The 13,400-nt window shown below is 55.8% G+C and carries 8 protein-coding genes; 3 read left to right on the top strand and 5 right to left on the bottom strand.

The features are described 5' to 3' along the window. Nucleotides 1–60 precede the first annotated feature (60 nt). Both tadA and LOC70_RS07695 read right to left on the bottom strand, forming a co-directional pair. Nucleotides 61–540 carry a tRNA adenosine(34) deaminase TadA gene (gene tadA, locus LOC70_RS07700; protein ID WP_230253027.1) on the bottom strand — a complete coding sequence of 160 codons (480 nt, stop codon included), beginning with the start codon at nucleotides 538–540 and terminating at the stop codon, nucleotides 61–63. Continuing rightward, entirely contained in the window at nucleotides 537–1,340 is an 804-nt protein-coding gene (locus LOC70_RS07695; protein WP_230253026.1) for a DUF1080 domain-containing protein, read from the bottom strand. The genes tadA and LOC70_RS07695 overlap by 4 nt, the downstream gene beginning before the upstream one ends. Nucleotides 1,341–1,400: 60 nt before the next feature. Here LOC70_RS07695 and LOC70_RS07690 point away from each other — a divergent pair, with 60 nt between their 5' ends. After that, entirely contained in the window at nucleotides 1,401–1,823 is a 423-nt protein-coding gene (locus LOC70_RS07690) for a VanZ family protein (RefSeq protein WP_230253025.1), read from the top strand. A gap of 4 nt (nucleotides 1,824–1,827) precedes the next feature. Here the strand turns inward: LOC70_RS07690 and LOC70_RS07685 are convergent, their stop codons facing one another. The 3 genes from LOC70_RS07685 to LOC70_RS07675 form a co-directional block, all read right to left on the bottom strand. Then, nucleotides 1,828–2,034: a hypothetical protein gene (locus LOC70_RS07685; protein WP_230253024.1), complete on the bottom strand. Its 207-nt coding sequence runs from the start codon at nucleotides 2,032–2,034 to the stop codon at nucleotides 1,828–1,830. Further along, nucleotides 2,031–5,072: a VWA domain-containing protein gene (locus tag LOC70_RS07680; RefSeq protein WP_230253023.1), complete on the bottom strand. Its 3,042-nt coding sequence runs from the start codon at nucleotides 5,070–5,072 to the stop codon at nucleotides 2,031–2,033. Before LOC70_RS07680 ends, LOC70_RS07685 begins: the two co-directional genes overlap by 4 nt. A 209-nt stretch (nucleotides 5,073–5,281) precedes the next feature. Further along, nucleotides 5,282–6,817 carry a nucleoside permease gene (locus LOC70_RS07675; protein WP_230253022.1) on the bottom strand — a complete coding sequence of 512 codons (1,536 nt, stop codon included), beginning with the start codon at nucleotides 6,815–6,817 and terminating at the stop codon, nucleotides 5,282–5,284. Nucleotides 6,818–7,252: 435 nt separating this feature from the next. Between LOC70_RS07675 and LOC70_RS07670 the strand changes: the two genes are divergently transcribed. Both LOC70_RS07670 and LOC70_RS07665 read left to right on the top strand, forming a co-directional pair. After that, entirely contained in the window at nucleotides 7,253–8,596 is a 1,344-nt protein-coding gene (locus LOC70_RS07670) for a rhomboid family intramembrane serine protease (protein ID WP_230253021.1), read from the top strand. 373 nt (nucleotides 8,597–8,969) lie between these two features. Then, the gene (locus tag LOC70_RS07665) at nucleotides 8,970–13,043 is read left to right on the top strand and encodes a DUF3857 domain-containing protein (RefSeq protein ID WP_230253020.1); all 4,074 of its coding nucleotides are present in this window, start codon (nucleotides 8,970–8,972) and stop codon (nucleotides 13,041–13,043) included. The last annotated feature ends 357 nt before the right edge of the window (nucleotides 13,044–13,400 follow it).

The following is a 13,400-nucleotide window of genomic DNA, read 5'->3' as shown; positions in this document are numbered from 1 at the left end:
CGAATCGGGCTGTCTAAGAACGCAAGGCATTTTAGCGTCGATTTCATTTCAGTTCTTCCCCTACTTTTTCCCGAGCGCTCGCTTGCCGGCGAAGAACTCTGTTAATAAATGCCCGCACTGTTCAGCCATGATCCCGTGCGAGATTTCGCAGCGGTGATTCAAACGCCGGTCGGTGAGGACCTCGAACAGACTGACCACCGCACCGGCCTTCGGGTCGCTGGCACCAAACACCACTCGCGGAACGCGGGCTTGCAAGATTGCTCCCGCACACATCAAACAAGGCTCCAACGTCACATAAAGCGTGGTGTTTTCCAGTCGCCAGTTTTCGATGGAGGCCGCCGCCTGGGTGATGGCGATCATCTCAGCGTGGGCGGTGGGGTCGTGCAATGCTTCCCGCTGATTCGCGGCGGCGGCAATTGCCGAACCATTCCGGACGATGATTGCACCGACCGGAACTTCGTCTTCGAGCGCCGCCGACTGAGCCATCTCAATGGCGCGCTGCATCCAATGCCGGTCGATGTCCAACGGATCCAAACTCATCGAGTGCCCGCCGATTCGGTGGCGTTAGCCTCTGTTGCCGCTCCGTTCTTCAACGTTCGAATCTGGAGCCCGCGAATTTCGCTTTCGCACTGAAAATTCGCGATGCCAACTGGCAAGCAGGGATCCATCTCAATTCGAATGTCGAACGTGTGCTCGTCGCGATTGACGTTGGCCCACTCGGCTCCGTCGATCCAGGTCAGGACCTGTTTCTCGTCGACTCGCACCTTCACGGTGTACCACTGGTCGTTTTTGAAATCTTTGTAGCTGGTGGTTTCGTTGCTGGACGCGTCGTTGCCATCAATGCTGCTGATTCCCACCACGCCACCGCCCCATCCACCGAGGACAAAGCTGCAGTGCTCATCGCCGACGGGAAAGGTCACCGCAGCGAAGAAGTCAAAACCGTCGGTGCGTCGAGCCTGAAATTTCATTTCGTAGTTCTCTTTCGGAAAGTCGCCCGTCCAGCGGATGCCGGTCAGAGGATCCCCCATCCCGAGTCGGAACAACTTCGAGTTCTCCATCGTTTTCTTGGGATCAGAAGAATTCTTCTTCGGATCTTCTTCTGCGATTTCGCCATCACCGCCAAAGCGTGCAGGCTCCCATTTTTCCGCCATCGGGCGCCAATCCTGCTCTCCTTTCTCCGATTTTTCGCCGGTCGTTTTTTCAGTTTCGGCCGAGGTTGAGTCTTTCCCGGCCTGAGAAAATGCGGAAGATGGGGCAAGTGCAAGCACGAGCATCACCAGGAAAGCTCGCATCGCGGAAAACGAAGCCGGATTGATCGAAGGAGTCAGTTGCGGAAGCACGATAGAGACCTTTGTTGAACGAATTGTCTTCGCCACATTGTCCTCGCGAGAGCACTGCTGATGCAACCGGTCACCAAACTTCGCCTGCTTGGCATCCGCTTGGGAGTGCTCTGTTTGGCGTCGTATTGGATCGCCATTTTTGTCGGCACGCATCTGCCCAAATTGCCGTCGGCGATGCCAAAGTTGAACGACAAAGTGATGCACTTCACGGCCTTCTTCGGTTTGGCGATGCTGCTGTGCTATTGCACCAATTCGCCGCGAGTTTGGCGAAGGTTTCCGCTCATCGTCGCCATGTGCTTGGTCTACGCCTGTGTGGATGAACTGACTCAGTCATTCGTTCGAGGCCGGCACTCGGACCCCATGGATTTCTTGGCTGACATGGCGGGTACCGTGACCGCCGTGGTGCTCTACGCCACCGTCCGGTGGTTTTGGCTTGGACAACGCGACGCAGATGATTCCGTGGCATCCACCTCCGCGACCTGAAACGTCATAGTTGGTCGCCGTAGATCACGAACAGCACGGGCAGTCCGATCCCGACTAACGTGTGCAGGGCAATCGCAAACCAATACGGCCCCGGTGTTTTCTCCCGCTCAACAATCATCTTGTCCGCGGACCAACCAAGCATCGCGACGCCTAGGAAAAGCTCCAAAGCGATCAGCAACGATGCGAAGCCACTGAAGACGAACATCATCATTGCTTCTTGGCTCGTCGCTTGGCTTCCAACAAACGCTCGGTGTAACTTTGGCCTCCGTCCGACGATGATGACGATGAACCGAGTTGGGTTGAAGACGAACCGGTCTGGCCCGGTTGGTCCGACGACCGATCCAACCCTTCGATGTCCGCCGATTGAGAACCACCCATGTCCAGCGACTCCGGTTCGAATCGCGAATTGCCTCGACGTTGTTTGGTGGCGTCTTCCTTGGATTGCTTCAATTGATCCAATCGCGTGATCGCGGTCGGTTCAGGCTGAGGCTCGCCAGCGATGCGTTTCCACCAGACCTTCAAAAATCCGAATCGGATTGCCACCCGGCGCACCAACACATCCGTGAAGAACAACACGCACGCGGCTAACACGAACCACGGCCAAGCGTCACGGATCCGTCGCGCCGGCGGAAGACCGCCACGAAAGGTATCGCGAGCCAACAACGCGTCTGTCAACTCGGCTTCGAGCGGTTCCGTCACCTCGCCCTCCGAGCCTCCGTCGGGACGCAGCGACGCCAACTGCGCAATCAACGTTCCGTTGGTTTCGCGATAGCGGAATTCTTCGCTGTACGGAACTGTCACCCCTGCAGACAACGGTGCTTTTCCCTCGCCTGGAATCACGTTGACGAAGTAGGTCCCGGCTCGATCGATGGGGAACGAACCTTCGTAACGTCCCGGTGCGGTTTGCTCCATTTCCAGCAACAGCGGTTGCAGATCCGGGTCCAACACCGAACCGCCGATCTCCAGGAAGTTCAGAAACGAATCGTCTTCCGCCAGTGCGGTCACTATCACGTCCACTTTGTCGTCGCGGACCTGAGTCGCCAAAGAAAACTGCCCGGTGTCGCCGGTTGGTCGCATCAACCAACGCACCAACTGAGAATGGAACTTCTCATAGCCGGGCCACCCCGCCCACGCTTTGGTCCAGCGCGAACCCGCGTCGGTGGTCAACACCGCGGCACGCCCCAAACCGTACGTCCACGTCGCCAAGACCGTCGCGTTTTCCGGAGTGCTGGGCTTTGGCGATTGTGCGACGACCTGCACCAGCGGACTGTCTTTCACCTGAGTCATCACGAACCCAGAAATCCGCGGCAGCGATTCGATGCCATCCACCACAGGGTGAGGGAAGGTGATCTGTGGAATGACGCCCCCCGGCGGTTCATAGATCAACGGGCGTGTCACCCGACGTGCTTCTCGCTGGAAAATGCCCGGCAACGCACGACCGGACTTCACCGCGTAGTACTTGCCACCGGTTGCACGAGCGATGTCCTGCAGACGACGGCTGTCGGACAAACCATGCGATTCCACCGCCACCGTGCTGATCGTGATGCTGTTGTCTTTGAAGGCTTGAATGACGCTGTTCGTCGGTGCCCCCGGGTCACCGTCACTGATGATGATCAAGTGTTTGACCGAAGCATCCGTTCGCACCAACCCAGTCACGGCCATTCGCATCGCAGGATCGAACTCGGGCATGTCACCGGGCGTCATGCGTCCGACCGCGGCCAACATGGCACGTCGATTGGGTCCGACTTCCAGCATGCCTTTGGACCCGCCCCACAACCATTTGTCACCGTTCATGGTCCAGTGGACGACGCCGGCGTAGTCCGCTCCGCCGAGCTGTTCGATGGCCGCGATGGAGATTTGCTTCTGCCAATAATTACCTTGCGCCATCTCACTGGCGTGCATGATCAAAGCCAGCGCACCGACGCCCTGCACCTTGGTGTTCTTGATCTGAAAGTCGACGGGCATTGCCTTTTCAAGCTCCGTCCCCGTCCAGCCGCCAGCCCCCAGTGCCTCGGGTCCGCCAATCATCAACAACCCGGCGCCGAGTTGCTGCGTGTTGCGGACGAGCATCTCGATCTGCTCGTCGCTGAAAGAAGTGATCGTCTGCGTCGTCTCACCGGAAACGCGAGCCACACCGGCCAAGATCACGGCATCGTAAGGCTGCAACTCCGCCAGCGAACCAAACAACGCCGTGGTTGCCATCGGCGTGACTTCAATGTTGGCGTTTCGCAAGGTGGACAGCAACAACTCAAAGTCACCAAGATCCTCCGGTCCGTGGATCAGCAACACACGCCCCTTGCCTCGCACGTAGGTGTAGCCGGTGGCTTGGTTGTTTTGCGTCAGTCCATCGGACGCTTCGTCATCTGCGATGAACTCAGCTTCGTAGGTGTAGGCAGCGGGTTGCTCGATGCTGTGCTGAAGCGGGAAAACGTTCTTGCCCGGTTGCAGCTCGACCGTTTGCTCCAGCAACAACGATTCTTGTCCAGCCACCTTTTGCTTGACTCTCAATCGTCCCGAAACAGGCTGTTCGGATGCCACCTCGGTGGCACCTTGTCGATCGACGACAATCCGAGCCTCGAACGGTTGTCCTTTGCGGATATTCGACGGCAAATCGATCTTCTCGACCAACACCTCGCCGCCCGCTTGCTTCTGAACCGGAACCACATCGATGCCAATGCCGGCATCAACAATCCGGCTGCCAATCCGTCTGGCTTCGCCAATGTTCTCATTGCCGTCGGTGACGATCACGATGCGGCGAGCCGTGTCCTCAGGCATCGACGCCTGAGCCAAATTCAGCGCCGTTTCCATGTTGGTCGCGTCGGTGCGATCCAACAAACTTTCCAAACGTCGAATTGGCGGCACATCGTCATCGTATGGCGGAATCTCGATCATCGCATCGCGGCCGAAGACGATGATCCCGGCTCGGTCGCCTCGCGTGGCATTGCGATGTCGACGAACGGATTCGATGACGTAATCCAGCATCGCCGTGCGTTTGGCCGATGGAATGCTTTCGCTCTGATCTAGAACGTACATCACCGTGACACGATCGCTGGTCCAGACCAACTGCACACCAGCAAGAGCGGCGACCACCGCGGTCCAAACCACGGTCCGCACCGCCAACGCGATCACCCGCCGCCAAGCTCCCAGCACCCGCAAACTGGACCAACCCAAGGCCCAAAGCAGCGGCAACGCCAGCAACAGCCACAAGTAGCTGGGCGATTCAAAACCAAGGCGAAAAGGTAGCGACACAACGGAGCCCGTGATGGCCGAGACATGGGGTTCGATGAAAGCGAGTCTGGCGTCGGGTCCAACGGCGAACCACCACCGCTCACCAACGTCAAAGCGTCCTTCGGAAGATCACCCGGCGAAAGAGCCACCGAAAAGGATCGCTCGCCGAGGACGTGTGTCCTGGGGACAGCGTCTCATCATATCGCAACCGCGGCTTCCGCGTTGAACGCTCAAACCGCTGGATCGGTCGGTGTTGGTTCCGCCGCAGCAGCCTCGGCCGCATCCGGTTCCTTTTCCGTGCGATCCCAAAACGTCACGGCAAAGACTACGAAAATGATCGCTGCCATGATCGCGGGCGAGAGCCAAAAGTTCTTCCACTGCATCATCGCGTCAGCCAACAGCCCCGCATCCAAACCTTCCGGCAAGGACCGAGAGAACATTTTGGTGAATGATTCCAGGAATGACACCGTTTCGCTTTCGCCTCGAGCCTGGCCCAAGGCCTCGGTGTACGCGGTTGACTTGACCTGCTCACCGTACGACCCAAACGTCAAATCCAACGGGATGAAGCCGAACAGACTGCCGCCCGCCATGATCCGGTAGCCGAAGAACATCCCGACGCCCTGGGTCAAAAACACCAACAAACCTTGTGCTTGCCCCCGAATCGCGACGGGAGCCTTCTGATCGGTGTACATGAACCCGGTGACAAAGAAAAAGTCATAGCAAATACCGTGCAGTGCAACCGCCAACAGCAGCATCCAAGTGACTTGATCCGGTGCCCCGTAAGCGAACAACGCGTACCGCAAAACCCAACACGCCATCCCAACCAAGATCATCACCTTCACGCCGAGGCGGCGGAAGAAGAACGGGATCAACAACATGAAAATGATCTCGGACATCTGACCGATCGTCATCGTCGCGGCGGGCTCCGAGAACCCTGTTTGGTTCAGATACGGCGCGGTCATTCCGTAGTAGTACGCCAGCGGAATGCAGATCAGTGTCGAACAAACGGCAAAGACCAGGAAGTTGAAATCCTTGAGCAACGCAAACGCATCGACCATGAACAACGATCGGATGTCCATGGGTTTGCCCTTCAACGGTGGCGGCGTGTGTGGCAAGAAGAAACACAGTGCCCCGAGAGCAATCGAGCTTCCCGCCCCCAACCAAAAAATGTTGTACGACGAAGACCAACCAAAAATGCCAACGGTCAGACCAGCCACAATCCAACCGATCGTTCCCCAAACGCGAATCTTCGGGAAATCGTTTTGGCTTGGGATGTTCGAAAAGGCAATCGTGTTCCCCAAACCTAACGTCGGCATGTAGCAAAGCAAATAGGCCAGGATCATCCAAACCAAAGTCTTGCCGGACGTGTTTTCAGCTTGCTGACGTTCGGCGAACACATCCGCGTCATAGACGCCGTCGGCACGCATGTTTTCCGCCATCTCGTTGGCAAAGACCGATGCCTCCTCCGCGATGCCTGGCAGCGACAACATGATGCAACCGCCGATCAGCATCAGCACGCCCATCACTCGTTCCGACGAGAACAAACGATCGGCGACCAGACCAAGAAACAGCGGAGCAAAGATGGCCGCGATGGGAGCCGCCTCGTACGCCCCCCCAATGAACGCGCCGAGCAGCTTCATGTCCATCGCCGCGGAAAGACTGGCGAACCAAGCTCCCCACGCGAAGAACTGCAGAAACATCATCAACGACAACGAGAAGACAATCCAACCAGCTTTGGAATTGGAAGCGGACTCTGCGTCTTGCATGAGAGATAGCACCGTGATCGAGGCGAGGAGTTGCAGGCGGGCACTCGCGATAGGTCATCCAGCTGTGCACCACAACCGAGCTGTTCCAACCGCGAATCGAGACATCTTAGATCAATTTGAAACCTCGATGTTTCTCACCAACCTCGCTTTGCCACTCATTTATTCGCATCGTGGAATTGGGCCAGCAAGTCATGCCTGGTTGCGTGGTGCATTCACACGATTGGTCGAACCTAGCGGTCAATTCCATTACCTAAGTCACCGCCGCAACCAGGATTGGATTTTTCATTCGCTCATCGATTCAATCCCACACCGCGCCCCAACTCAGGTGGTTTCCCGCCACCTTAGTGAGCCATCTCGTTACACTACGAGACGCTCTCGTGATGCCGAAACGCCTTTCCGGCGGCCCTCACCCTCTGATTCCTGGAGCTTGGTTGATTGTTCATTCCCGTTTCCACCGACGCACCGCTTTATCACTGGCCCATCGCCACCGTTGGCTTGATCGTCGCAAACGTCGCCGCATTTGTTGCCTGTGTGTGGGCGTTGCTCAGCGGAGCCGCGGACATGGAGACGCTTGAAAACCTGGCGTTGTCTTACGAGACGATCAATCCCATTCAGTGGTTCACTAGCCCGTTTCTGCATGGCGGCCCGATGCACCTGCTGGGCAACATGTTTTTCTTGTGGGCCTTCGGATTGATCGTCGAGGGGAAGGTTGGTTGGCGAAAGTTCCTGCTGATCTACATGGGAATCGCCGTCGGAGAATGCATCCTCGAACAATTAGTGATGGTGGTCTTGGTGGGCGACGGTGTTTCCTTGGGAGCATCATCGGCCGTTTTTGGTTTGATGGCCATCGCGTTGATCTGGGCACCTGACAACGAAATCGAATGCGTCTTCGTCTTTATGTTCCTACTCTTCATTCGATTGCTCTCTTTCGAGGTGAAGGTTTTCACACTCGCCATGTTCTTCCTGTTGCTGGAAGTTGCGGAGGTGATTTTTTCTGGGCTTTCCGTGTCCTCGGGACTTCTGCACTTGATGGGCGTGTTCATCGGCGCCCCAATCGGACTTTGGATGCTGCAGACGGGACGAGTCGATTGCGAAAACTGGGACATCGTTTCCCGCAACGAATGGCTGCATGAATACGACTGGCTTTGCCCGCCCGAGCGTCGCGAGGCGATCCAGCGTGCCGAAGCAATGGAGTACGATCCCGTTGCCGCCGCCCTGGCGAACAAGCATTCGCAAATCGATGCCAATTCGACTTACGCAAAACGCAGGCAGGCACGTGCCGGTGAAACATCCGGACAAGGCGGCCTGTTTACAAAGAAACGCCACGCCAAGCAGTCTGCCGCGAAGGCCGAGTCGGCGATGAAAGCCGCGCAGGCCAACCCCGACTTCAACCGCCTATCTTTATTGCTACGACAAGCGATCGCATCCAACAGTTTGAACCTGGCCAACACTCACTTCGCAAGACTTGAGCAACTCGACATTGCCGTTGGGCTATCCGACAAAACGTTGTTTCAATTGGCAAAGCTGTACGCGGGAGCCAAGCAATTTGTTGCCGCCACCCGACCGCTGCAGATCATCGCCGATCGAGGTGGGGAGATGTCACACGAAGCTTGGCTGCGTTTGGCTCAAATTCAACTCAAAGTCATGCGACGCGCGGATCTCGCCAAGACATCGCTGCAACGAATCCAAATTGATGGCAAGAAGATCACCGAAGCTCAACAAAAAACGCTCGCGCGTCGAGATCAGCTTCTAACGATGTGCCAGACCGCATCGAAGTGAAACGCGGCGTCGCCACCAAAGCAACGCCACGCTCGCCGCAGCAACAACGCATCCATTCCGCCGTAGGTTGGCCACTCTTGGCCGACAAACACAACCTGAACAGACATCAGCCCAAAACACATCCGTCTGATCGCGCGCGTCAGTGCACCAACCAACCGACGGGATTCACTCCAAGTCAAAATCTTCCATGAAGAATCAACCCGAGAAACCAATCTGAATCTGTAACGCCTGTTAAACTGGGCCGCTCCATAACCCCCCTGGCCCTCTTCGTCTGACTTCAATGCCAATTAACGTTCAGCATTTGTCGCACATTCTCGTCCTTGTCGGTTTCATCTTTGGAGCAACTCAAAGGGCTCGCTCAGCAGAACCCGAAGTGGACTTGCCTTGGGACGGCGGTTTCTTCGAAGCATCCGCAGAATCAGTGTTGGCGGGAGCGGCCAGTGTTCCCATCGATGACGAAAGCTTTTCGGAGTTCCTACTGCACGACGAACGCGTTCAGATTTCCGCCGACCATCGCGTCACCAAGACCACCAAACGCGTCTACCGAATTTTGTCGCGGGACGATGTTGAATCGCGTGCCAGCCTGAGCGTCGATTGGAACCCTTGGCTTGAGGACAAACCAACGATGCGTGCCCGCGTTATCACTCGCGATGGCACGGTTCACGAGTTGGACCCCCAAACAATCACGGAATCATCCGCTGACAACTATCAAGACAGTGTCTTCATGGACGATCAACGGCTGACGGCTCCCCTTCCCGCAGTTTCTGTGGGTGCTGTGATTGAGACGGAAGTCATCGTCCGACAGCACACTGCTTTTTGTGCCTGGGGCATCATTGGAAATGTGGTTTGGGAACGCTTCACCGATTGCCTGGTTTCTTATCACGAAGTCCGAGCCGACTCTTCAATCGACTTGCGTTTGAACTGCGTCGGGTCCTCCGTTCCTCTCGAAATTCGAGAAGAAGGGGATGAACGGGTTTGGACTTTGAAACAAACGAACCCCGAACCCATCGAGGTGATTTGGGACTACTTGCCAACCGGTGAGCCTCCCATTTCCTACGTGACCTACAGCACTGGGAAATCATGGTCAGACATCGCGCAACACTATCACGATCTGGTCGAACAACAAATCAACTCGAGCGAAGTGGAACTGTTTGCAAATGAGATCCAGCGTGCCGCGTCGAGTGAAGGTTCTACGAATGATCCAATCAACTTGGTGAAGGCAACCTGGAATAAAATCGTAGACTCCGTTCGCTACACCGGCGTCGAATTTGGTGGGTCCTCCATTCAACCTGCTCTTCCCACTGACACGCTTCGACGTCGCTACGGAGATTGCAAAGATCAAGCAACTTTGATGGTCGCGATCTTGCGTCACTTCAACATTGAAGCCTACGTGGCACTGCTGGACGCGACATCTTCTGTGGACGTATCCCGCGATTCACCCGGTCTGAATTCGTTCGATCACGCCATTGTCTATTTGCCCGCACAAAACCAACTCGCCGCTGTGTGGATCGATCTGACCAGTCCATACACATCCTTTGGTGAGTTGCCGGTTGCTGATCAGGGCAGATTGGCATTGATCGCTTCACCCGAAACAACCCAGCTTCAGCGAACTCCACGGAGCCAGTCTTCGGACAACCTTCGATCTCAGAATCTTGTTTTTCAATTGTCCTGCAATGGCCCCTCGACCTTGGAAAGCACTTCTCGCGCAACGGGCAGCTTTGCCAGCTACAGTCGATCAAGCTACGCGAGCCGGTCAAAGTCTCAAATCGTCAAAGATTTGGAATCGCAATACGAGGAAGTTTTTGGTGACGCCAAGCTCAGCGATTTGCAGTACGACGTTCCGTCGCCGCCCGATTCGTCAGTATTTCACCTTCAATACAAAGTGACATCGAGGGGCATCAACGAAAGCACCAACTCCGGCGTCAGCCTTCAGTTGGACGCGGGAAGTTTGCTGAACTACTTGCCCTATGAAATGGTCGGCCCCGAATATGCCGACGCATACGACTCCGATTCACCCGAACGAACCGTCCCCTACGAATTCAGTCGATTCGTCTATGAAAAAGAACAGGTGCTGAATCCACCCCGCGGCTTCGCGGTCGCCACGTTGCCTCCGTCCCACACGTTGAATGTGGGAAGTCTGCGATTCGAAATGCAGTTTGAACAACGCCCCGACGAGGTGGTCGTACTTCGGACCAAACTCGATACCGGCGACGCGATGCTCACCGCAGACCAAGTTGAGGAGTTTCGAGAAAACTACCTCGATCTTTCTGGAAATCTTTCGCCAGATGAATGGCTCATTCCGGTCGAGTTTGAATATCAACCGCTTCTGGAATTTGAGAATGGCAACGAGGTCGATGCCATTCGGAGAATGATCCAAATCGCCAGTGAAGAACCCGACAACCTGTACAACATCAGCGAGCTCAGCAACACGTTGCTCAAAGTGGGTCTGGTCGAGGAGGCCAGGGATCTTGCACAACAGATGACAATCCGGGCCCCCGAGTCGACCCTCGCTCATTGGCAAATGGCCTGGACCCACATGCATAACCTGCAGGGCGAAAATCTCAGGCCTGGTTTAGACCGCGAGACCACGATCAAGCACTTTCGGCGAGCCCTTGAAATCGATCCAGATTTCATTGACGGCATGTACAACTTGGCAGTGATGCTCGAGCACGATGAGAATTTGTCTCGCTACACAGACCGAGATGCGATGTCGCGAGCCGCCAAACTCTATCAAGAACTCATCGCCAAACTGCCGTCTGAATTTGGCATCATCAACTATTGCTCGCTGCTGATGCGCCAAGATGAACTTGGCAAACTGAAACAACTCACTCGAACCTACCCTCAATTGGTTGAACCTTGGATCTTCCTCGCCACGGCGGAGATCAAGCAACGTGGTGCCACCGCAGGTGACCGCACCATTGCAAAGGCAGCGATGCAATTCGATGAAAAACTGGTGGCAACCAACGTCCTGTCGCAAGTCCGTGCAACACGAGAATATGACTTGCTGAAAGAGTTTATCCGAACTCATCCGGAAATCGTTGGCGTTTCACCGATGATGAATCATCTGAAGCGTCACGAGGAAGTTTTGCTCGAACCCTCCGATCCGATCTCAGCGGTGCAACGGCTACTGGCAGCCTATTTTCGAAGTGGTCCAAATCTGGATGAATTGCGAGATCATTACACCGCAGAAAGCAATGCCCAATCGATCCTGCAGGATCTCCAAAGCCTTCCCGTTTTCGTTCATGAGATCCGCAGTGCGGTCATGAGCAACTACGGAGACATGGAAGTTTGCGTCGATACGCTCAGTCTTTACACCTTCGAAGCAGAAGGCAACGACGAGAGTGGATACATCGTCACGGCACGACTTGTCGAAGAAGCGGCCCGCACGATTCCGCCAATCATTCGACTGGTTGTCCGTGAGGACGGCCAGTACCGCGTTCTCGCGGCTGATTCTCAATCCAAGAATGTCGGTGCCAAAGCTGCGCAGCTTTTGGACAAAGGCAATGAGGATGGGGCCAGGATGCTGGTCGACCAGATCTATCAGTCGGAACGTCGTACCGCTGGACTGTTCGATGTGTTTGCGGGAAGCCCGTTCGCTCAGGCGTGGCTCGCCTCGACCGCCTCAAATCCGGAACACCTGCGACTCGCGGCACTGCTGCTCGCCGCACGCGATTACGACAATCAAGTGTTTGCTGATGAGCTTCTGCAAGTCCGAGAGAGCTACCCCAAAATTCAACAAGTCCAAATCGATCGTTCACGTCTGAAATACCTGATTCACAACGGCGAATATCGCCAAGCACTGGAATTGTCCGAACGTTTGCTGGAGTCTTACCCGACAACACCGGAACTGCTTTACGCGAAACACAAGGCGGAGATGTCGCTGGGTTTGATGGAGGAATCGCAAGCCACGCTCGGGCAACTTGCTCTGCGTGACCCAGTCCGTTCCGTCTACGGCTACCTCACGCAGTTGCAAATCACCCGGGGTGCTCCTCACGCGATTGAGTTTGTCCAAGAGAAGTTCGACGAACATCTTCAAAATAGCTTCATCCGCTCGTCGCTTTGCTGGCGAAGCCTCTTTGCTGGCACGTCGTCCGAGTTTCTATCCGAAGCTGAAACGGCAGTCCTCCGCGCGGGCACAATTCGAGAGCGTTCAGCGGTTGGTCACACACTCGCTTGCATGTACGCGGACGTCGGACAACTCAGCAATGCCCATTCGCGACTTCTCCGAACGATCGGCGACCGAAACGAGATCACCAAACTGTATGACAACCTTGTTCGGGGCCGCATCGCACAAAAATGCGGTCTCAATGAAGCCGCAGCCAAATACTACCGACGAGTCAACGTCGCCTCTCCCAACGAACCAAACGGTGCAAGCACCAAAGATCTAGCGCAACTTTGGCTGAAGTCATTGGTCTCCGACCCGAACCAAGCAGCAATTGTGGAGTAGGCTTGCTCCACGGCACACAAGACCTCGCGCAAGCAGACATGGCGGACAAACACGAGCGTCTAGCTCGACTCGCGTTCGCAAAGTGTTCCCTGAAACGTGGGAGCAACGCCTGGCTCACCGCAGCAACAACGCATCCACTCCACCGTAGGTTGGCCACTCTTGGCCGACAAACGCTACCAGCACAGACAAGAGCCCGAAACCACACCCATCAGATCGCGCGCGTCAGTGAATCAACCAGCCGACCGAATTCACTCCAAATCGAAACTTCCCGCGAAGAAAGCGGATTGGTCATGACTCGGTTCCATTCTGAGTTCAGCGCCCTGGGCAGCACTCCGTGCCCCCGAAAGATGTCATGAA

The organism is Rhodopirellula halodulae, assembly GCF_020966775.1.
Taxonomy (GTDB): domain Bacteria; phylum Planctomycetota; class Planctomycetia; order Pirellulales; family Pirellulaceae; genus Rhodopirellula; species Rhodopirellula halodulae.
The sequence above is the reverse complement of the archived record's forward strand: the minus strand, read 5'-3'. Positions and strand labels throughout refer to the sequence as shown.

Excerpts from the sequence above, each read along its gene's own strand:
- tadA (WP_230253027.1), bottom strand. The coding sequence starts at position 540 with ATGAGTTTGGATCCGTTGGACATCGACCGGCATTGGATGCAGCGCGCC.
- LOC70_RS07675 (WP_230253022.1), bottom strand. The coding sequence starts at position 6,817 with ATGCAAGACGCAGAGTCCGCTTCCAATTCCAAAGCTGGTTGGATTGTC.
- LOC70_RS07685 (WP_230253024.1), bottom strand. The coding sequence starts at position 2,034 with ATGATGATGTTCGTCTTCAGTGGCTTCGCATCGTTGCTGATCGCTTTG.
- LOC70_RS07690 (WP_230253025.1), top strand. The coding sequence starts at position 1,401 with ATGCAACCGGTCACCAAACTTCGCCTGCTTGGCATCCGCTTGGGAGTG.